Source organism: Burkholderia sp. JP2-270, from assembly GCF_003233675.1.
In the GTDB taxonomy this organism is placed as follows: domain Bacteria; phylum Pseudomonadota; class Gammaproteobacteria; order Burkholderiales; family Burkholderiaceae; genus Burkholderia; species Burkholderia pyrrocinia_C.
This window is the reverse complement of sequence record NZ_CP029824.1, coordinates 758,111-778,359: the sequence shown is the minus strand read 5'-3', so window position 1 is coordinate 778,359 and position 20,249 is coordinate 758,111. Positions and strand designations below refer to the sequence as shown.

General features: G+C 68.0%; 19 protein-coding genes. 6 read left to right on the top strand and 13 right to left on the bottom strand.

Annotation, left to right across the window (positions count from 1 at the left end):
• Nucleotides 1-67: 67 nt before the first annotated feature.
• Complete coding sequence (locus tag DM992_RS03680; RefSeq protein ID WP_111015709.1) at nt 68-556, bottom strand: MarR family transcriptional regulator; 489 nt, start codon at nt 554-556, stop codon at nt 68-70.
• A gap of 174 nt (nt 557-730) precedes the next feature.
• Between DM992_RS03680 and DM992_RS03675 the strand changes: the two genes are divergently transcribed.
• On the top strand, nt 731-1,015 hold the full coding sequence (locus DM992_RS03675; protein WP_111017789.1) for a multidrug ABC transporter ATPase: 285 nt from the start codon (nt 731-733) through the stop codon (nt 1,013-1,015).
• Between the two features lie 269 nt (nt 1,016-1,284).
• Complete coding sequence (locus DM992_RS03670; RefSeq protein WP_111015708.1) at nt 1,285-2,841, top strand: efflux transporter outer membrane subunit; 1,557 nt, start codon at nt 1,285-1,287, stop codon at nt 2,839-2,841.
• 22 nt (nt 2,842-2,863) lie between these two features.
• Here DM992_RS03670 and DM992_RS03665 read toward each other — a convergent pair whose 3' ends face one another.
• The 8 genes from DM992_RS03665 to gspG are packed head-to-tail and all read right to left on the bottom strand — an operon-like array spanning nt 2,864 to nt 8,897.
• Nucleotides 2,864-3,652, bottom strand: coding sequence for a type II secretion system protein N (locus DM992_RS03665; protein ID WP_111015706.1), 789 nt, complete (start codon nt 3,650-3,652; stop codon nt 2,864-2,866).
• 31 nt (nt 3,653-3,683) lie between these two features.
• The gene (locus DM992_RS03660; protein WP_111017788.1) at nt 3,684-4,190 is read right to left on the bottom strand and encodes a type II secretion system protein M; all 507 of its coding nucleotides are present in this window, start codon (nt 4,188-4,190) and stop codon (nt 3,684-3,686) included.
• Nucleotides 4,187-5,566: a type II secretion system protein GspL gene (gspL, locus tag DM992_RS03655; RefSeq protein ID WP_111015704.1), complete on the bottom strand. Its 1,380-nt coding sequence runs from the start codon at nt 5,564-5,566 to the stop codon at nt 4,187-4,189. Before gspL ends, DM992_RS03660 begins: the two co-directional genes overlap by 4 nt.
• Nucleotides 5,567-5,592: 26 nt before the next feature.
• On the bottom strand, nt 5,593-6,723 hold the full coding sequence (gspK, locus tag DM992_RS03650; RefSeq protein ID WP_111017787.1) for a type II secretion system minor pseudopilin GspK: 1,131 nt from the start codon (nt 6,721-6,723) through the stop codon (nt 5,593-5,595).
• A gap of 2 nt (nt 6,724-6,725) precedes the next feature.
• The gene (locus DM992_RS03645; RefSeq protein ID WP_111017785.1) at nt 6,726-7,385 is read right to left on the bottom strand and encodes a prepilin-type N-terminal cleavage/methylation domain-containing protein; all 660 of its coding nucleotides are present in this window, start codon (nt 7,383-7,385) and stop codon (nt 6,726-6,728) included.
• Between the two features lie 7 nt (nt 7,386-7,392).
• The gene (gspI, locus tag DM992_RS03640) at nt 7,393-7,827 is read right to left on the bottom strand and encodes a type II secretion system minor pseudopilin GspI (protein WP_111017786.1); all 435 of its coding nucleotides are present in this window, start codon (nt 7,825-7,827) and stop codon (nt 7,393-7,395) included.
• Between the two features lie 2 nt (nt 7,828-7,829).
• Nucleotides 7,830-8,405: a GspH/FimT family pseudopilin gene (locus DM992_RS03635; protein ID WP_111015702.1), complete on the bottom strand. Its 576-nt coding sequence runs from the start codon at nt 8,403-8,405 to the stop codon at nt 7,830-7,832.
• A gap of 39 nt (nt 8,406-8,444) precedes the next feature.
• On the bottom strand, nt 8,445-8,897 hold the full coding sequence (gene gspG, locus DM992_RS03630; RefSeq protein WP_006751354.1) for a type II secretion system major pseudopilin GspG: 453 nt from the start codon (nt 8,895-8,897) through the stop codon (nt 8,445-8,447).
• Between the two features lie 176 nt (nt 8,898-9,073).
• On the opposite strand from gspG, the gene DM992_RS03625 reads away from it, so the two are divergent.
• Complete coding sequence (locus DM992_RS03625) at nt 9,074-9,484, top strand: type II secretion system protein N (protein WP_111015700.1); 411 nt, start codon at nt 9,074-9,076, stop codon at nt 9,482-9,484.
• Nucleotides 9,485-9,520: 36 nt separating this feature from the next.
• Here the strand turns inward: DM992_RS03625 and gspF are convergent, their stop codons facing one another.
• The 3 genes from gspF to gspD are packed head-to-tail and all read right to left on the bottom strand — an operon-like array spanning nt 9,521 to nt 14,584.
• A complete protein-coding gene (gene gspF, locus DM992_RS03620; protein WP_034183807.1) occupies nt 9,521-10,738 on the bottom strand; it encodes a type II secretion system inner membrane protein GspF in 1,218 nt (405 codons plus the stop codon).
• Nucleotides 10,739-10,742: 4 nt separating this feature from the next.
• Nucleotides 10,743-12,242 carry a type II secretion system ATPase GspE gene (gene gspE, locus DM992_RS03615; protein ID WP_111015698.1) on the bottom strand — a complete coding sequence of 500 codons (1,500 nt, stop codon included), beginning with the start codon at nt 12,240-12,242 and terminating at the stop codon, nt 10,743-10,745.
• Nucleotides 12,239-14,584 carry a type II secretion system secretin GspD gene (gspD, locus tag DM992_RS03610; RefSeq protein ID WP_111015696.1) on the bottom strand — a complete coding sequence of 782 codons (2,346 nt, stop codon included), beginning with the start codon at nt 14,582-14,584 and terminating at the stop codon, nt 12,239-12,241. The genes gspE and gspD overlap by 4 nt, the downstream gene beginning before the upstream one ends.
• A 367-nt stretch (nt 14,585-14,951) precedes the next feature.
• On the opposite strand from gspD, the gene DM992_RS03605 reads away from it, so the two are divergent.
• Both DM992_RS03605 and DM992_RS03600 read left to right on the top strand, forming a co-directional pair.
• Nucleotides 14,952-15,401, top strand: coding sequence for a lytic transglycosylase domain-containing protein (locus tag DM992_RS03605; RefSeq protein ID WP_111015694.1), 450 nt, complete (start codon nt 14,952-14,954; stop codon nt 15,399-15,401).
• A 146-nt stretch (nt 15,402-15,547) separates the two neighbouring features.
• The gene (locus tag DM992_RS03600) at nt 15,548-16,861 is read left to right on the top strand and encodes a GTP-binding protein (RefSeq protein WP_275427573.1); all 1,314 of its coding nucleotides are present in this window, start codon (nt 15,548-15,550) and stop codon (nt 16,859-16,861) included.
• 129 nt (nt 16,862-16,990) lie between these two features.
• Here the strand turns inward: DM992_RS03600 and DM992_RS03595 are convergent, their stop codons facing one another.
• Nucleotides 16,991-17,269: an HU family DNA-binding protein gene (locus tag DM992_RS03595; protein ID WP_006401505.1), complete on the bottom strand. Its 279-nt coding sequence runs from the start codon at nt 17,267-17,269 to the stop codon at nt 16,991-16,993.
• A gap of 388 nt (nt 17,270-17,657) precedes the next feature.
• Here DM992_RS03595 and mnmC point away from each other — a divergent pair, with 388 nt between their 5' ends.
• Nucleotides 17,658-19,604 carry a bifunctional tRNA (5-methylaminomethyl-2-thiouridine)(34)-methyltransferase MnmD/FAD-dependent 5-carboxymethylaminomethyl-2-thiouridine(34) oxidoreductase MnmC gene (gene mnmC / locus DM992_RS03590; protein ID WP_111015690.1) on the top strand — a complete coding sequence of 649 codons (1,947 nt, stop codon included), beginning with the start codon at nt 17,658-17,660 and terminating at the stop codon, nt 19,602-19,604.
• Nucleotides 19,605-20,249: the final 645 nt, after the last annotated feature.

The window sequence follows — 20,249 nt, the reverse complement described above, 5'->3', positions numbered from 1 at the left end:
TTGTCATCTTCTGCCCAGACAGAGAAATAAACGAATGCTTAACCTAGACATGGGGCCTCCGTGCGCATCAGCAGTCCGGTTCGTCGGGCTTCGGGCAACCGGTCGTGCCGGGCCCGTTGGCGATGAAGCGCTGCAACAGGCCGGTGAGCGTCGCGAGTTCGTCGGCCGAGAAACCGTCGAGCTGCGCGTTGAGCGCGGTCGCGATCAGCGACGGCAGCGCGCGGGCCGCATCGACGCCGCGTTCGGTCAGCGTCAGCTCGATCATCCGGCGGTCCTGCTCGCTGCGCGAGCGTGCGACCAGCCCCTTGCGTTCGAGCCGGTCGAGCATGCGCGTCATCGAACCGCTGTCGTACGACATCTTGCGGGACAGCTCGAACGGCGTGCGCGCATAGCCGCGCGACAGCAGCAGGATCACGCCGATCTGCTGCGCGGTGAGGTCGAGCGGCTCGAGCGCGCGGTCCATCCGCTCGACGAGCGCCTGCTTCGCCTTCGACAGGTAATAGCCGAGGCTCGTTTCCAGCGCGATGTTCTCGGGATCGTAGAGGCTGCCGGTCATGCGATTGCGCACGCAGCAACAGTGCGTTTCAGGTTAAAACGCGCCCAGTATCTTGAAAAATGATTGCTTAGTCAATATTATTTGAGGCAACCAGTTACGACGTGCATGTTGCACTGCCGGAGACGATGTTCTGACCGATTCGCCCGCGCTGCCGGGCACCCGAGGATGTTCGCGATGCTGTTCCTGAAAAATGCCGCCGGCGCATTGCGCCGCAACCTGACCGATACCGCTCATCATGTGTTTTCCGGGCCGCACCGCGGCTGGAAGATCGCGCTGTACGTGACGATGCTGGTCGTGCCGGGCGGCTCGCTCGCGGCGCTCGGGTTCGCATGGTTCGATCATCGCCGGCAGCGCAACGCGAAGGGCGGCGCACGCCGCACGAGCCAGCCGGCCGCGACGGAGCCGTCGTCATGGCGGCCCGCCGCCGAGCCCGTCCCGGTGCCCGTGCGCTGCCACTGACGTCGCGCCGCTCCCGCTTTCCAGACTGTCCTGACTGATCGCCGGTCGCGCCCGCTGCGGCCGCCGTCGCGCGCCTGTCTCGCCGCAAGCGATCCGTAATGGCCGGTAACCCGGCCGCTCGCGCCGGTAACACATTCCGGCCGCCGCGCACCGTACCCTTAGGGCTGCGCGGCTTCCCCGCCGTCAGTTACCATTTGTCCGCCAGCGGCACAACGACCGCATCGCGCGACGCCGCTCGCCGGCCGTCGCGCCCAGACAGGAAACCCACGATGCCGTACGCCCCCCTCCCGCGCGCCCTTCGCCCGCTGAGCGCCGCCGTCGCCGTTGCGACGGCCGTGCTGCTTGCCGGCTGCGCCGTCGGGCCCGACTATCACCGGCCCGACGCGTCGATTCCCGCCGCATTCAAGGAAGCGCCGGCCGGCTGGAAGGTCGCGCAACCCGCCGATCGCGCCGACCGCGGCCCGTGGTGGACGGTCTACAACGATCCGCAGCTCGATGCGCTGATCGGCAAGCTCAATGCGTCGAACCAGACCATCGCGCAATCGGCGGCCGCATACCGGCAGGCGCGCGCGCTCGTCACCGAGGCGCGCGCCGCGTATTTCCCGACCGTCGGGCTGACCGCGTCGGGCTCGCGCGCCCGCACGCCGCGCACGTCGAGCTCTTCGTCGAGTTTCGGCAGCGGCTCGTCCGGATCGATCAGCAACAGCTACAGCGTCGGCCTCGACGCGAGCTGGGAGCCCGACCTGTGGGGCAAGGTGAGCCGAACCGTCAGCGCGCAGCGCGCCGGCGAAGCGGCCGCCGCGGCCGATCTCGCGAACGCGCGGCTGTCGCAGCAGGCGCTGCTCGCGCAAACCTATTTCCAGCTGCGCACGTCCGATGCGCTGCAGAAGCTGCTCGACGACACCGTGAAGTCGTACGAACAGTCGTTGAAACTCACGCAGAACCAGTATGCGCAGGGCGTCGCCGCGCGCGCCGACGTGATCCAGGCGCAGACGCAACTGCAGAGTGCGCAGGCGGCGTCGATCGACAACGGCGTCGCGCGCGCGCAGTACGAGCATGCGATCGCGACGCTGATCGGTGAACCGGCGTCGACCTTCTCGCTGCCGGCGAACCCGCTCGCGGCCGAGCCGCCGATCACGCCGGTCGACGTGCCGTCCGCGCTGCTCGAGCGCCGGCCCGACATCGCGGCCGCCGAGCGCCGCGCGGCTTCCGCGAACGAGCAGATCGGCGTCGCGATTTCCGCATTCTTCCCGACGCTCACGCTGTCGGCCACCGGTGGCTTCCAGAGTTCGGTGTGGTCGCAGCTGTTCACGCTGCCGGCGCGTTTCTGGACGGTCGGCCCGCAACTCGCGGCCACGCTGTTCGACGCGGGTCTGCGCGCCGCGCAGACCGACGCCGCGCGCGCGACCTACGACCAGGACGTCGCCGCGTATCGTCTCGCGGTGCTCACCGCATTCCAGGATGTCGAGGACACCCTCGCGTCGCAGCGCATCCTCGCGCAGGAAATCGACGTGCAGCGACAGGCCGTCGACAGCGCGGAACACTCGCTCGCGATCGTCACGAACCAGTACAAGGCCGGCACGGTCGCCTACCTGAACGTGCTGACCGCGCAGACCACCGCGTTCACCGCGCAGCAGAAGCTCGCGACGATCGCCGGGCAGCGGATGGTGTCGTCGGTCGGGCTCGTGAAAGCGCTCGGCGGCGGCTGGGATGCATCGGACATGACGCGCGAAACGGGCGACATCGCTGCGCCGGCGCCCGTGCCGGCGTCCGCTGCGGCCGCGGCAACCGCATCGTCGGCCGCCGCGCCGCTCGCGCAGAAGTAAGGAGAAAAGAGGGCGACGCGCGTCAGCGCATCGCGTCGCCGAAGATCAGCGATACCTCGTTGTTCCCGATCGGGTGACCAAGCAGATTCAGCAGCCCCGCGAGGTTCGCCTGCTGCTCGGGCGCCGCATGCGCGGTGCCGCGGAACGATCCCTGGCCTGGGCCGAAGCTGCCGTGTCCGTCGAGGAACAGCGGGCCCTGCGTCGTCGACAGGTCGAGATCGGCGCCCGCCCCCTTCGCCTGCAGCACCGCGCGGTACGAACCGAGCGGCTTCACGCGCGACACGCGCGAACTCATCGAGTCGATCGTCACCGTCAACTGGCCGAACGCGTTGTTGCCGAACAGGCGCCAATCGCTCCAGCCGACCCGCACGTCGCCCTGCAGGTCGAGCGTGTTGAACGGCGTGCCGAGCCCCGCGAGCAGCGACGCGGGCACGGCCATCGTGCCCGCCGACAGCACCGCGCCGCGCCACGTCGCATCGAGCGTGACGGCATCGGGCATCGCCTCGGTCTGCCGCATGCGCATCTGCACGCGCCCGGTCAGCAGCGGCCAGAAGCCCGTGGTCCACTCGACCCGGCCCGGCAGCAGCGTCGCCGCGCTCTGGTCGGTGCCCGGCGCGAGCATCAGCGTGCCCGAGCCGTGCCACAGCGACCCGTCCGGATCGACGAGATTCACGTGTCCGCCGGTCGCGCGCGCGAACTGCGGCGCGATCCACGCGGCCGGCGCGAGCGCGACGAGCGTCACCGCCGTCGCCAGTCCGCCCGCCAGTACCCACGGCAATGCGGTAGCGAGCCGCTTCGTCCATGGCCTCATCGGCCGACCGCCACTTGCGTCATCCACTGCGTCATTTCTGCGTCGACGGTTGCATCACCGCCGTCAGGTCGACCTGCCCGTCGTCCTTCAGCGCGGTCGCGTGCGCCTCGCCGACCTGCACCTTGAACTGCCGGCGCGCGTCGTCGAGCCACTGCGTCCACGCCGGAAACGACACGTTTTTCATCTGGATCTGCACGCCGTTGCCGACGATCTGCACCTGCGCACCCTGCAGCCCGTGATCGGACAGCGATGCGGTCAGCGCGTCCTTCAGCGCCAGGCCGGTCGGCGCGACGCCCTGCGCGGCGGCCGTCAGCGACTTCGCCTCGTTCGCCTGCGCAGTCATCTGCGCGAGTTCGCGGCGCATCGTCGGCAGCTCGCGCTGGATCCGTGCGCGGCCTTCCTGCGCGGGCGACCACAGCACCGAATACGCGATCGCGACCGCCAGCACGGCGCCGCCCCAGCCGAGCAGCATCTTCTCGCGCTGCGAGCGCTCGCCCCAGAACTGGGTCAGCGTCTGGTTCAGTTGTTCCGTCTTCATGAGCGGCTCCGGATCGTCCATTTGCCCGTATTGCTGTCGACTTCGCCGGACAGTCCGTTGCGCGCGAGGCGCTGCGTGAAATCGGGATCGACCTTGACCTCCGGCTTGAAGCCGACGTCGAGTCGCCGGTCGTGATAGTCGAGCGACGCGATGCCGTTCAGCGGCAGCGCGCCCATCGAGCGCGTCAACCCGCTCGCCAGCGCGAGGAAATCGTTCGGCGACAGCTCGCCGGCCGCCAGGCGCAACTGATCGAGCTGGCGCTGCATCTGCGCGGGTGGATCGAGCACCGTCGTCGTCTTCGGGAATGCGGACAGCAGCGTTTCGGTGATCTGCGCGGACAGCGCATCGCGCTCGCGCGACAGCTTCCACCAGTGCAGGTTCATCCCGACCACCGCGACGCCGAGCGTCGCCGCGACGAGCGCGATCGGCACGCGCAGGCGCTTCACCGTCGCGCGGTCGAAGCGCCACGGCTGCGACTCGAATTCGAACTGGCACAGATCGAAACGCTCGGTTAGCGCACGCCGCGCGAACGTGTCGAACGACAGCGGCGCGGCGCCCGGCAGCAGCGGGCCGTCGGTGCGGCCGACCGACGCGAGCCGCGGCTCCGCGCCCGGCTCGCCGAGTTCGTACAGTTCGACGTCGCCGCCGCCCGCGAGCGCGGCCAGCGTACCGGCCGCGCGCGACGCGGGCGCCGCGAAGCCTTCGCCGAGCGCGCCGCGCGCAACTGCGAGTTCGAGGCGCGGCGCACCGGCCACGGCCGGCAGCGCGCCGGCTTCGACGAGCGCCGGTTCGACCGCCGTCGCGAGCCCGAGCACCGCGGCGACCGTCGCCGGGCGGGCGGGCGGCTCGACCGCGTCCGCGACAAGCGCGGCATCTGCCGCGAGGGCCGCTTCACCGTCGACCGGCGCGGCCGATGCCGTTTCGGCCGACGTGCGCGGCGCCGGCAGGCAGCGGGTCGCGGGCACCGCGCTCAGGTGCCGGTGACCGGCCGCCGCGAACGCGTCGCAGATCGCGCGGAACCACGCGCGATCGACGACGGCCAGCACGCGGCGCCCGTCGGGCAGCGCGGCCGGATCGAGCGCGATGTGGCAGCCGAGCGGATCCTGGATCAGCTGATCCTCGACGATGTTGGGCAGCGCCTGGCGCAGCTTCGGCCCCTTGAGCGGCGGCACCTTCGCGGCCAGCAGCAGCACGTCGCGCGCGGCGACGATCAGCACCGTCGCATTCGCGCGCGGCAGCAGCGAGAGCGCGGCACGGCCCGCGCGCTGCACCTGGCCGGCCTTGTCGACGAGCGTGAACGGCAGCTCGGGCCACTGCCATTCCTGCAACGGCACGGCAGGCTCGCGCGGCGGCAAAGAAACAATCAACGTGCTCACAAGAGCTCCTCTCCCGAATGGCGTCGTTATAGCTGGTCGCGGATACGCACGACCCGCGTCGAGTGCGTGGTCGGATCACGATACACGAGCGACGTGCGGTCGACCTCCGCACGTTCGTGCTGGATCCGGCCATGCACGATGAAATAGCTCGAATTGACGTCGACGAGGCTCGAGTCGAGCGTCACGTTCGGCGCGCCGGCGCCGCGCAGCGCGAGCTGCACGTCGCCGACGTTGCGGAAAAACACGGTCTCGCGGCGCGACACCAGCGCCTGCGCGGACGACACGCTCATCCCCGGCATGAGCGCCGCGATCACCTCGGCCGGCGCGGTGTTCATGTTCACGGGCGTCGTGGTCGGCAGCACGGTGACGAACGGGCGCAGCCGCGCGACCATCTCGGGCGTCACGCCATCGACGTCGAGCAGGCTGTCGACGCTCGTCATCATCAGCGGCGCGGGCCCGCGGTCGCCGCCGGACATGCCGGGATCGTCGGTGAAGCCGCCGCCGCCCTGCTGGTCGGTGGTCACCGGCGCGGTGGCCGGCGCCGTGCCGCCGCCCCCCGGCAGCGTCGGCATCTGGAAGCGCGTCGCCGAATGCATGAGACCCGCGCGCACCTGCAGCGCGATGCGTTTCGCGAACGCACCGTCGTAGCCCAGCGTCGTCAGCAGGCGCTGGAACGCCTGCAGCTGCGTGACGTTCAACTGCAGCACGCCGGGCGCCGGCGACGACACGAGGTTGCGCAGGTTGAGCTTCGCCTGCGCGTCCTCGATCGAGCCGGAGATATAGGTGTCTTCGCCGCCGTTGTCGTTGGGCGCGCCGATCCGGCCGAGGAAATCCGACAGCTTCGTCTTCGCGATCGGCACGCCCCAGATCCCGCCGAGATACGTGATGCCGGGCGCCGTATCGCCTTCGGAGCGCAGGATCATCCGCGTCCAGTCGAGCGCGCCGCGCGCGACCCACTGCGCCTGCGCGATCACGCGCTGGTTCTCGATGCGGCGGATCTGCACCTGCTGGCGCCACAGCATCCCCGAGACGAGGATCGCCGACAGCGCGACGACGAGCAGCGCGGTGATGATCGCGGCGCCGCGCTGGCGGCCGCGTGCATGCGCGCGCGCGGCGGCGCGGTGGGTGGTGAGCGGACGGTGGGAGCGCGCGCGCATCGTCATTCCCCGACGAGGAACACGCGCGTGACCGGCACGCGCAGCGACGTCGCGCCGATGCTGACCTGCAGCCCGGTCACCGCGCGCGGCGGCGGCGCGTTGCCGATCTGCGGCACCTTGAGCGCATCGTTGTTCTGCGCGAGCGCGTCGTCGGCCGTCTGCAGGTTGGTGGTCCAGCCCACGCGCGGCACGTACAGCTTCGCGTTGATCGCGCCGACGCCGCCCATCAGCGCGACCCAGGTCCAGCCTTCGACGCTGCTGTCCTTCAGCACGCCTTGCAGCCGGTTCGCATCGTCGAGTGGCGGCGACGCGTAGCGCACGACGCGCCCGCCGGCGATCCGGTAGCGGACTACCTGCAGCCGCGGCGCGGCGCCCGGCACGTCGAATTCGCGAACGATCTGCAGCGTATTGCCGGCGACGCCGATCGCCGGCTGGCCGGCCTCGTCGTCGGTCGCGGCAAGCCGCGCGTCGATGCGCATCTGGTCGAACATCTGCGCGAACACGCGCTCGTCTTCCATCGCGGCCGCAACCTTGTCGCGGCCGCGCATGACCTGGTCGAGCCCGCGCCACGCGAGGATGGCGACCACCGCGAGGATCGCGATCGCGATCATCAGTTCGATCAGCGTGAAGCCCCGGGCGGGGCGCGCGTGCGGGCGTCGCATCGGCACGTCAGAGCGGACGGCTGGTTTCATTCGCGACCACCGTCACCATCTGCGCGAGCACGCCGGCGTGCCCGGGCATGGTCACCGAAACCCGGACGCGCCGGAACACGGGGTTCGGCGTGGCGCTCACGCTCTGCGTGCAGACGAGCTGCACGTTGCCTTGCGAACAGTCGAAACTCTGGTCGCCGATCTGCGGCCACGCGTGCGTGAGCCGCAACTGCGCGAGCGCGTTGTCGGCGCTCCAGCCGGCCAGCAGCCGGCGATGGAGGTCGGATGCATTGGTCGCCATCGTGCCGACCGCGCGGATCGACGCGGCGAGCGCGACCGCGATGATCGCGAGCGCGACCAGCACTTCGATCATCGTGAAGCCGCGGGACGAAGGAAGCCCCGTCGGGAGATGGGGGCGCGACGAAGAAACGGGGAAGGGCAGGCGACGACGCATCGTCATTGCACCTCGTAGCGGCCGTTGCCGGTGCCGACGATCGTCGCGCTGCCGACGGCCGAATGCAGCGTCACGCGCACCGGCGTGTCGACGCTCTCGGTGCCGAACACGACGCGATTCGCGCGCGTGTCGGAACCCGGGTAGTCGATGTCGGCGCCCGTGACGCCACCGTCCCAGTCGCGCGGGCGCAGCAGGTCGTCGCGCAGCGTGCGCCAGCCGTCGGGCGAGCTCACGTCGAAACGGAAGCCGTGCGCGGTCGGTTGCCATGCGATCGGGCGCGCGCGCACCTGTGCTTCATCGCCGGCGGTCTCGAACAGCAGCGCGATGCGCTGCGCTTCCTCGCGCAGGTCGGTGCGCGGATTGCGCGTCAGCGACAGCGACGCGAGCGACACGAGCAGCCCCGCGATCACGAGCACGACCAGCATTTCGAGCAGCGTGAAACCGCGAGCCTGCGCGCGCGCGCGCCGCACGCCGTGCTTCATCGGCCCGCCATCGGCTCGCGCCGATACGGACGGTGCCGCGCCGCGATGCACACGGCAATCGCGGCCGCAGCGGGAAGTCGTGCGAATGGCGAGCATGAAGAGCGGGAACGAAGCGTCGGGACGATCAGCGCCGGCTTATTGCCACGAACCGATGTCGGAGTCGTTGCTCTCGCCGCCTTCCTTGCCGTCGGCACCGTAGCTGAACACGTCGATCTCGCCATGCACGCCCGGATTCAGGTACTTGTACCCGTTACCCCACGGATCGTTCGGCAGGCGCTCGAGATAGCCGCCGTCCTTCCAGTTGTTCGGAATCGGATCGGTGGACGGCTTCTGGATCAGCGCGTTCAGGCCCTGTTCCTGGGTCGGATAACGGCCGTTGTCGAGACGGTACAGCTTGAGCGCCTGCATGATCGTGCCGATGTCCTGCTTCGCGGCGATGCGGCGTGCCTCGTCCGGACGGCTCATGATCTTCGGCACGATCAGCGCCGCCAGGATCCCGAGGATCGCGACCACCACCATGATCTCGATCAGCGTGAAACCGCGCTGACGACGCACGGCCGCGTTGCGGCGAGTGATCCACGTTTGCATGACTGACTACCTCTTTCCAAAAAATGTCGTCGATTGAGTGACGCACCCGGCGCACCGGGACGATTACCTGACAGCAACCTTCCGGACCCGCGGGCGCGGAGCACGCATTGTAAGGCGCGCATCGCCGAGGGCTTTCACCCAACGCAAATTTCATATACATCCGTACAATAGCGCGCATGAACGCGCTCTCGATCCGGATCCTTTCCCTAGCCCTCTTCGCGGGTTTGTGCGCGACGGCCACCTACTGGGTCGTCACGCTGTCGGCCCGCGAAGCGCCGCTGCCCGCCGCCGCCGCGCGGCCGCCGATCCGCACCGAGGACGCCGCGGCGCTCTTCGGCGGTCAGCTCGACAAGAATCCCGTGCAGGACATCCACCTGTTCGGCATCCTCGCGCTCCAGCGCGGCGCCGCCGCGATCATCGGCGTCGGCGGCGAACCGCCGCGTGCCGTGTCGCTCGGTGCCGAGGTCGCGCCCGGCGCGAAGCTCGCCGAAGTCCGCCCCCGCTCGATCGTCGTCGACCGCAACGGCGCCCGCGCCGAAATCCAGCTCCCGGCGAACACGCCGTCCCCCGCGATCTACATGCGCTGAACGGAGCGGCGACGGCCTCGCCAACCAGTCAGGCCGTCACTGCACCATGTTGTTCAGCTCGATGATCGGCAGCATCACGGCCAGCACGATCACGAGCACGATGCCGCCCATCGCCAGGATCAGCAGCGGCTCGAGCAGGCTCGTCAGGAACATCGTGCGGCGTTCGAGTTCACGCGCTTCGCCTTCGGCCGCGCGATCCAGCATCGTCGTCACGTCGCCCGTCGCTTCGCCGGAACGGATCAGGTGCACGAGCACCGGCGGAAACGTCTTCACGTTGTTCAGCGCGCGCGACAGCGCGGAGCCTTCGCGCACGCGCACGATCGCGTCGTCGATGTTCGCGCGCATCGCGCGGTTCGACAGCGTCTCGCCTGCCGCCTGCAGCGCGCGCAGGATCGGTACGCCGGCCGCGGTGAGGATGCCGAGCGTGCTCGCGAAGCGCACCGTGTTGTAGCCGCGCACGAGCTTGCCCGCGAGCGGCGCGGTCAGCACCCAGCGGTCGAACGCGAGCCGCGGCCCGTCGCGCGACAGCGTCGCCTTCACGAACCACACGATCAGCGCGACCGCGATCAGGATCGCCCACCACCAGTGCCGCACGAATTCCGACAGCGCCATCATCACGACCGTGAGGATCGGCAACTGCTGTTTCGTGCTCGCAAACACGTTGACGACCTGCGGCACCACATAGCTCAGCAGGAACGTAACGATGCCGAACGCAATCAGCGTGACGATCCCCGGATACGTGAAGGCCAGCAGGATCTTCTGCTTCAGCGCGTTGCTCTGCTCGATGTAGTCGGCCAGGCGCGACAGCACGATGCCGAGCTTGCCCGTGTGCTCGCCCGCCGCGACGAGCGCGCGGTAGATTTCCGGAAAATCGCGCGGATGCTGGCCCAGCGCATTCGCGAGCGAATGGCCGCCGAGCACCTCGGCGCGGATCGCGGCCATCAGTTCGCGGATGTAGTCGCGTTCGGCCTGCTCGGTCAGCACGCCGAGCGCCTCGTCGAGCGGCAGCCCCGCGATCAGCAGGCTCGCGAGCTGGCGCGTGAGGATCGCCTGTTCGCGCTGCGACAGCTTGCGGCCGAACGCGAGCCTCTGCGTACGCGCGCCGCGCGTCGCGCTGGCGGCCGGCTCGACGACGAGCGGCGTGAGCCCCTGCGTGCGCAACTGGCCGCGCGCGGCACGCGCGCTGTCGGCATCGATGACGCCTTTCTGCGCGTGTCCCGCCGCATCGATCGCTTCGAAACGGAATGCCGGCATCGCGCTATGCGCCTCCCGTCACGCGCAGCACTTCCTCGAGCGACGTCGCGCCGGCCGCGAGCCAGCGTTCGGCGTCGTCGCGCAGCGTGCGCATCCCTTCCGCGCGGCCGGTGGCCAGAATCTCGGCATCGGCCGCGTTGCGATGGATCAGCGAGCGGATCGACTCGTCGACCAGCAGCAGCTCGTATACGCCGCGCCGGCCCGCGTAGCCCGAATGCCCGCATTTGTCGCAGCCGACCGGATGCCACAGCGTGCGGCCATCCTCGTGCCGCTCTTCCTTGCACACGGGGCAGAGCTGCCGCACCAGGCGCTGCGCGAGCACGCCGAGCAGCGACGATGCAAGCAGGTACGGCTCGACGCCCATGTCGGTCAGACGCGTGACGGCCGATGCCGCATCGTTCGTGTGCAGCGTCGCGAGCACGAGGTGGCCCGTCAGCGATGCCTGCACCGCGATCTGCGCGGTTTCGAGGTCGCGGATTTCGCCGATCATGATCACGTCCGGATCCTGGCGCAGGATCGAGCGCAGCGCACGGGCAAAGGTCATCCCGATCCGCTCGTTCACCTGCGTCTGGCCGATGCCGCCGAGATCGTATTCGATCGGGTCCTCGACGGTCATGATGTTGGTCGTCGCGGTTTCGAGCCGCGACATCGACGCATACAGCGTCGTCGTCTTGCCCGAGCCCGTCGGGCCCGTGACGAGTACGATGCCGTGCGGTCGCGCGATCAGCTTGTCGAACCGGACGAGCGTGTCGCGGCCCATCCCGAGCGCTTCGAGGTTCAGGCGCTTCGCATCCTTTTCCAGCAGACGCAGCACCGCTCGCTCGCCGTGCCCGGTCGGCAGCGTCGACACGCGCACGTCGACCGGCCGGCCGCCGACGCGCAGCGTGATGCGGCCGTCCTGCGGCAGCCGTTTCTCCGCGATGTCGAGCTGCGCCATGATCTTGATCCGCGAGATCAGTGCGCCGTGCAGCGCCTTCTTCGGGCGCACGACGTCGCGCAGCGTGCCGTCGACGCGAAAACGCACGACCGACGAATTCTCGAACGGCTCGATGTGGATGTCCGACGCCTGTTCGCGTGCCGCCTGCGTGAGCAGCGCGTTGATCATCCGGATGATCGGCGCGTCGTCTTCCGATTCGAGCAGATCCTCGACCTCGGGGATGTCCTGCATCAGCCGCGACAGGTCGACTTCGCCTTCGACCTCGCCGACCACCTGCGCGGCGCTGCCGTCCTGGCGCGCGTATGCCTGGTTGATCGCCTGCGCGAGCTCGTCGGCCGGCACGCGATGCACGGAAATCGAGCCGAAATTGCGCGCGATCTCCGCGAGCGCGGCGTCGCTCGTGCGTTCACTGATCCACACCTCGAGCGTGTCGTCGAGCTGGTGCGCGATCAGCACCTGGCCGCTCTTCGCGAAGCCGTACGGCAACAGGCGCGCGGCGAGCGGCGACGGCGGCTGCCGTTCGCCCGGCGCGCCGTCGTGGGCGGAAGATGCGGGCACGTCGCTCACTGCGAGGCTCCCGGGGCGGTCAGCGGCTGTTGCGGCACCGCCTGCTGCGGCACGCTCTGCGGCTGCGCGGGCGTCTGCTCCGGCAACGGTTGGGCCGGGACCGGCGCCACCTGGCGCTGCAACTGCTGGCGGCGCATCTTGTCGAGATCGAACAGGTTCCCGGCCGGCGTGCCGCCCTGGCTCGGGCCGAGCGGCATCGGCGGGACGACCGGATCGTCCTTGTCGCGGATCACGTTGTTATCCGACTTGTATGCGCCCGTCACGCCCTGGATGTAGTCGTAGCGGTTGGCCGTGACTTCCTGTGCGGTACTGCGGTCGGAGATGATCACGGGGCGCAGGAACACCATCAGGTTGGTTTTCTGGCGCTGCTTCGATTCCGAACGGAACAACTGGCCGATCCACGGGATGTCGCCGAGCAGCGGTACCTTGCTGTTCGACACCTGGTAGTTGTCCTGCATCAAACCGCCGAGCACGATGATCTCGCCGTTGTCCGCGAGGATCGTCGACTGGATCGAGCGCTTCGTGAAGGTCGGGCCGGTCTGCGCGCTCGTGGTGCCGGCGACGACCGCCGAATCCTCGGTATAGAGCTGCAGCTTCAGGATCCCGCCGTCGGTGATCTGCGGCTTCACGTGCAGCGTCAGGCCGACGTCGCGCCGGTCGTAGGTATTGAACGCATTGCTCGTCGTGCCGCTCGTCAGGTTCGAATACGAGCCGGTCGCGATCGGCACGTTCTGGCCGACGACGATCTTCGCTTCCTCGTTGTCGAGCGTGATCAGGTTCGGCGTCGACAGCACGTTCGCGTCGCTCACGCCCGCGAAATACTGCAGCAGCGCGCCGAGGCCCTGCACGCCGAACATGTTGTGCAGCCAGCCGATGTTGAGGCCCTGGGTCAGCGTCCCGAGATTGGAGGCCAGCCCGCCGCCGGTGATCCCGCCGGCACTGTTGGTCGTGCCGCCGGCCGTCAGGTTGATGATGCTGTTGCCCAACGTGCCGGCCGTGGGCGCCAGGTTCGTGCCGCCGAGAAACTGGCCGCTCGCCACCTGCCACTGGATGCCGAGGTTGCCTTGAGTCGTCGAATTCAGCTCGACGATCAGCGCTTCGATATAGACCTGCGCGCGCCGCGCGTCGAGCTGGTCGATCACCGAGCGCAGGTTCCGGTAGACCGGATCGGACGCGGTGATGATCAGCGAGTTGGTCGCCGCATCGGCCTGGATCATCCCGCCCGGCTGGTTGTCGTCGCCCTTGTCCTTGTCGCCGCCGAGCAGGCCGGCGGTGCCGAGACCGCCGCCGCTGCCCGACGAGCCGCCGTACCCCGACGACGAGGACGACGAGCCGCCGAGGCCGCCCGACGGCAGCGGCGGGGTGCCGGACGTGCCGGTCGAAAAATTGCCGCTCGACGACGAGCCGCCGCTCTGGTTGAAGCTGTTCGCGTCGTTGGACGACGCCGACGAGCCGCTTTCGTTGCCGCCCTTGCCGAGCATGCCGCGCAGCGTCTTCGCGAGCTTCACCGCATCGGCGTTGCGCAGCGGCACGACGTGCATGTTGCCCGGCACCGCGCTCGGCGCATCGAGCTGCTGCACGAGGCGCTTCGCGGCCGCGAGGCGCGATGCGCTCGACGCACGCAGCATCAGCGAGTTGGTGCGCGGGTCGGCCGTGACCGACACCTTCAGTGTTGCATCGCTGTTGCCGATCGCGCCCGGATCGAGCATTTTCTGCAACTGTGCGGCGAGGTCGATCGCGTTCGCGTTGCGCAGCGGAACGACCTGCACCTGCGCGCCCGCGGCGCTGTCGACGCCGGCGATGATCTGCGCGATGCGCCGCACGTTGTCCGCGTAGTCGGTGACGACGATCGTGTTGTTCGCCGGGTAGGCCGTCACCGTGTTGTTCGGCGAGATCAGCGGCCGCAGCACGGGCAGCAGGTTGTTCGCCGATTCGTTGTGCAGCTCGAACACCTGCGTGATCACCTGGTCGCCGCGCGCCTGCGGCGCGTTGCCGACGTAGGTCGGCACGCCCTGCAGCTTCGCGTCGGCCTCGGGCACGACCTTCAGCACGCCGTGATCCTGCACGAGCGCGAAGCCCTGCATGCGCAGCGCCGACTGCAGCGTCTTCAGCGCCTGGTCTTCCGGCACCGGACGTTCGGCAACGAGATTGAGCTGCCCCTTCACACGGGGGTCGACGATGATGGTCTTGCCGGTTGCGGCGCCGATCGCCTTCGCGACCTGGTCGATATCCGCATTCACGAAGTTGAGCGTGACCTGAGCGTAGGCGGCCTGCGAGACGATGATGCCGGCGACGACGAGGGTCGTGGCAATGCGCCGCATAACGAAGCGATTTCTTGTCATGGATGAATGGGTCGATGCCGGCTCAGGCCGCTTCCGGCGGTAGTGCTGGGATCCAAGTCCGAAAAAGGCGACATTAGCAGCTTTTCATGTCCGAAATATCACATTGACCCGAAGACTGTCTCACATACGACATGTATCGGGCGAGTCGTATGTGATATGTAAGATTCGGTACCATACCGGCACGCCGGCCATCGCCCCCGTTTCGCGATGAACCGACACGGAAATGCGGTATAACCCGGCTGTCGTATTTCCGCATGTCGCAACCTGACGGACTGTCGGTATGATACGTGCGACGCGTTTCTCGCCGCACGAATAACAGGCACGGGTTTTCCCGACCCCTCGCGCAATTCCTTTTCGTTTTCGCACCATGAACAGACGGTTCGCTTCGATTGCGTTGATCGCCGCCGGCGTGTGGTTCGCCAGCGCAAACGCTCGCGCGGATTGTTTCGACGAGGCAGCCAGATACCAGCAGGTCAATCCGCTGATCCTGCGCGCGATCGCGTGGCAGGAATCGCGCAACCGGCCCGGCGCGCTGAACAAGAACACGAACGGCTCGATCGACTACGGCCTGATGCAGATCAATTCCGTCCACCTGTCGACGCTGTCGCGCTACGGGATCGACCGCGGCACGCTGATGGAACCGTGCAAGAACGTATACGTCGCCGCGTGGCATCTGAAACAGAAGATGAACCGCTACGGCAACACGTGGCAGGCCGTCGGCGCCTACCATTCCGAAACGCCGTCGCTGCGCGACAAGTACGCGCGGCAGATCGCCGGCATCCTGACGCAATGGAAGCTGCTGCCGCCCGCGCAGTGACGCCGCGCCGCATCGCGGCCTGACGCGGCGCCGGCCGGCCGGCGCGCGTTTGATGCACAATGCGGGCTCACGCCGCACGTTTGCCCGTCCGCGGGCCGATCGCGCCCCGGAAGGGTGCCGCGGCCGCTTTTTCATCTTTTCCGTTGGTGTGTACCGCAATGAACCAGCCGTTGCCCGTCACCGTGCTGTCCGGCTTCCTCGGCGCCGGCAAGACCACGCTGCTCAATCACGTCCTCGCGAACCGCGCGGGCCTGAAAGTCGCCGTGATCGTCAACGATCTCGCGGCGGTCAACATCGACGCGTCGCTCGTGCGCGACGCGCAGGCGCTGTCGCGCGTCGAGGAACGCCTCGTCGAAATGTCGAACGGCTGCATCTGCTGCACGCTGCGCGACGACCTGCTCGTCGAGATCCGCAACCTCGCGTCCGAGGGTCGCTTCGACGCGATCATGATCGAATCGACCGGTATCGCGGAGCCGATGCCGATCGCCGAAACCTTCACGTTCGTCGACGACGACGGCGAATCGCTGTCGAAACTCGCGCGTCTCGACACGCTCGTCACCGTGGTCGACGCGTACAACTTCCTGCGCGACTACGGCTCCGACGACGCACTCGCGACGCGCGGCATCGCCGCATCGGACGAAGACGATCGCACGCTCGTCGAACTGCTGATCGAGCAGATCGAATTCTGCGACGTGCTGGTGATCAACAAGGCCGACCTCGTCGGCGCGGACGAACTCGCGCGCCTGCAGCACATCCTCGCCCGGCTCAATCCGCGCGCGCACCAGGTCGTGTCGACGTTCGGCAACGTGCCGCTCGACGAAGTGCTGAACACGGGCCGCTTCGATTTCGACGAAGCAGCGAATGCGCCGGGCTGGCTCGCGTCGCTCGATCACGATCACACGCATTGCGACGATCCCGATTGCCATGACGAGCATCATGCGCACGTGCACGGCGAAGCCGACGAATTCGGGATCGGCAATTTTGTTTACCGCGCGCGCCGACCGTTCCATCCGGCACGACTCTGGGCGCTGCTGCACCAGGAGTGGCCGGGCGTGCTGCGCAGCAAGGGCTTCTTCTGGCTCGCGACGCGCAACGACATCGCAGGCTCGCTGTCGCAGGCGGGCGGCGTATGCCGGCATGGCCCGGCGGGTCTCTGGTGGGCCGCGCAGGATCGCGCGGAATGGCCGGACGACGACGAGCTGCTCGCCGAAATCCGCGCCGAATGGCATGGCGATCTCGACGATCGCACGGTCGGCGATCGCCGGCAGGAACTCGTGCTGATCGGCATCGCGCTCGATGCCGATGCATGGCGCGAGAAGCTCGACGCGTGCCTGCTGACCGATGCGGAATTCGCCGTCGGCGCGGCAGGATGGAGCGCGTTCGACGATCCGTTCCCGGCGTGGGATGTCGATTCGCACGACGACGACGATCACGGCGACACCCAAATCGTGCACGCGTAACGGCATGGTAACGGCTTGTAAAAACAACCGTTAAATCTTGCAAGAGTGGCGCGGACTGTGGCGAAAATGCCGCGCGCGCCCAACAAAAAACCCGCCGAAAGGCGGGTTTTTTCTGGAACAGGCGCTGGTTTAACGCTTGTTGACGGCGTCCTTGAACGCCTTGCCAGCCGTGAACTTGACCGTCTTGGCTGCCGGGATCTTGATGGTTTCACCGGTCTTCGGGTTGCGGCCCGTACGTGCTGCGCGCTTGCCCGAACCAAAGCTGCCGAAGCCGATCAGCTGAACCGCATCACCCTTCGACACGGCCTTCTTGATGACTTCGAGCAGCGTGTCCAGCGTTTCGCCGGTTTGAGCCTTGCTGGCGCCCGTTTGGGCGGCGACGGCGTCGATCAGTTCCTGTTTGTTCATTAAGGTTCCTTTATCAGGTTAGGTTGACACGAACAGCGCGAACGCGCCGATTATACGTGCGCGAACCGTGCCGTCGAGAGTCAGACTCCGACGACACAGCGCCGAATCCTGGCCCGCGCGACGCGCCCTCCGGCTTGCCGGCGGCCACCCCGCGGTACGGCGTTGCTATGATAGCGCAGCGCAAACCCAATAACGACAAGGGTTTCAAAGATTTTCATCAGTATTTCGCCGAATGAATCGTCGATTGCCCGTTTTTTGACCTGCGCCAACCGGACAGGATACGCAGCGCGGTCCGCCCGTGCGCCGCCCCGTTGGATTTTTCCAACGGCTGCTCGGACGACCCCGCGCAATCCCTTGCCAGGCTTGGCTGCCACGTTTTTTGTTTCGCATGCCCGACCGACTTGTTCCCGCCACGCTCGCGCTTCGCGACGACGGCACGCTTGTTTCGCCCGAGTACGGCGACCTCCATCGCGACGCATCAGGTGCGCTTGCGCATCACGTGTGCGTCTCCGGCAACGGGCTGCCGGCGCGCTGGCAAGGCCGCCGCACGTTCACGATCGTCGCGACGGGATTCGGCGCGGGCAGCCACTTCCTCGCGGCATGGGCCGCGTGGCGCGACGATCAGGCGCGCTGCGAGCGGCTGCATTTCGTCGCAGTCGAGCCGCATCCGTTCTCGCGCGACGACCTGCGCCGCGCGGTTTCGCATATCGTTGCGAACACAACCATATCGGCCGACGTCGACGCACTGGTCGACGCCTGGCCGATGCTCGTGCCGGGCCTGCACCGACTGGAATTCGACGAAGGGCGCGTGGTGCTCACGCTCGCGTTCGGCGATGCCGTCGACATGTTGACGAAGCTCGTCGCGCGCGCCGATGCGTTTTATATTGACGGCTTCGCGTCGTCGAACGACGCGAATCTCCGCGCGACCGACGTGGTTCGTGCGCTCGCGAAAATCGCCGGCGAAGGCGCGACGTTTGCAGCGCATGCGAATTTCGGCGCCGTGAAACACGCACTCGGCGAATCGGGTTTCACGTATCGTGAAGTCGACGATTCGCTCGTCGGCGAATATGCGCCGCGCTGGCGCGCTCGCCGGCACGAGCCGCCGCGCGCACTGCCCGTTGCGGCACGCCGCGCGATCGTGATCGGCGCGGGCCTGGCCGGCTGCGCGGTCGTCGAACGCCTGGCCGCGCGCGGCTGGGACGTCACGCTGATCGAGCGGCACGAACGGATCGCGAGCGAAGCGTCGGGCAATCCTGCCGGCGTATTCCATCCGCTGATGACACGCGACGACAACGTCGCAAGCCGGCTCACGCGCAGCGGCTTCCTGCACGCGATCGCACGCTGGCGCGCACTCGAACGCGCGGGCCATGCGTTCGCGCGCAGCACGCACGGGATGATCCATCTCGCCGAATCGGCCGACGACTTCGCGCGGATGCGCGATGCATTCGATGCGTTCGGCGCGCCGTCCGACTATGCGTCGCTGCTCGATACCGACGCCGCGCGCGCGCATCTGAACCTGCCGGTCGCGCATGGCGGCCTGCTGTTTCCGCACGGCGGCGCCGTCTGGCCGGCCGGGCTGTGCGCGGCGCAATACGCGGCGGCCGGCGAACGCGTGCGCTTGCTCGCGTCCACCGGCGTCGCGCGGCTCGAGCGGCGGGGCGACGCATGGCATGCGCTCGATGCAGCAGGCGGCACGCTGGCCGAAGCGCCCGTCGTCGTGCTCGCAAACGCGGGCGACGCCGTGCGTCTCGCGGGGCTGCAGCATGTCGTGCTGCAACCGGTGCGCGGCCAGCTCACGCTGCTGCCGCCCGGCAGCGCGGCGCCGCTGCCGTGCCCGGCGATCGGCGACGGTTACGCGGTGCCGCTCGACGACGGCACGCTGCTGATCGGCGCGACATTCGAACCCGACGACGTCGATCCGGAGATGCGCGGGGCCGGTCACATCGAAAACCTCGACCGCGTGCGGCACCTGCTGCCGGGCCTGATCGGCGACGTGCCGGACCTGGGCACGCTGCGCGGCCGCGTTGCATTCCGCTGGGTCGTCGCCGATCGCCTGCCGCTGATCGGCCCGCTCGCGGACGAAGCGCAGGCCGTCGCGAACGCACGCGCGCTGAGCGGCGCAAAGGCGCGCGACCTGCCGCGCACGCCCGGCCTCTACGGCGCATTCGGCTTTGGCTCGCGCGGCCTCGTGTGGGCCGCGCTCGGCGCCGAACTGATCGCATCGCAACTCGAAGGCGAGCCGTGGCCGCTCGAGCGCGAACTCGCCGAAGCCGTCGATCCTGCACGTTTCCTGATCCGCGCACTGCGCGCGCGCCGCGTCGGCTCAGCCGGCTGATCGGCTTCCTGCCGCACGAATCGCTCACAGTTTTCCGGCTTCTCGGTGCAAGGTTATCCACTCGGCGCTGTGGATAACCTTGCGAAATCCACATGCACTTCGTGTGTAATCACAGTGGACGTAAACTGGGCAACTCGGCACAGCTGTGAAACGGCCCCAAAGTTGCTCATCTCAAACTTCTGTGCACGAACAGCCTGTGCAACGGGTTATGGTTTCGCCAACGCATTGATCCGTCAGCGTAAACCGAAGTTATCCACAGAACTGTGCGTCCTTTGTTAACTTCTACTACGTATATATACAAGTAAACCTTTGAAACCAAAGACCTGTGGTGCCGCACAGCGCAGCGAGTCGATTCAATGGGTTCCAGACCGAAAAAGCTGTGGCACAATCGGTTTCCTTCGCGTTCGTCCGGCCAGGCGCCGGACAAGCTTCAATGGAACGGTCGGCACGGTTTCGAATCTGAATCTTCGAGACTGCGCAGTCCGTTCACACACCAGGCCGACAATCCAGATCGGCAACCTGTGCGACTTTCCGCCGGATGGCGGAACAGGCGGACCCCATGTCCCGCCGTCGTCGACCACAACAATCACATTCGGGGCGATACCCAGCCGGCGCGCATCCATTTCTGACGCTTGACCCCGCGTC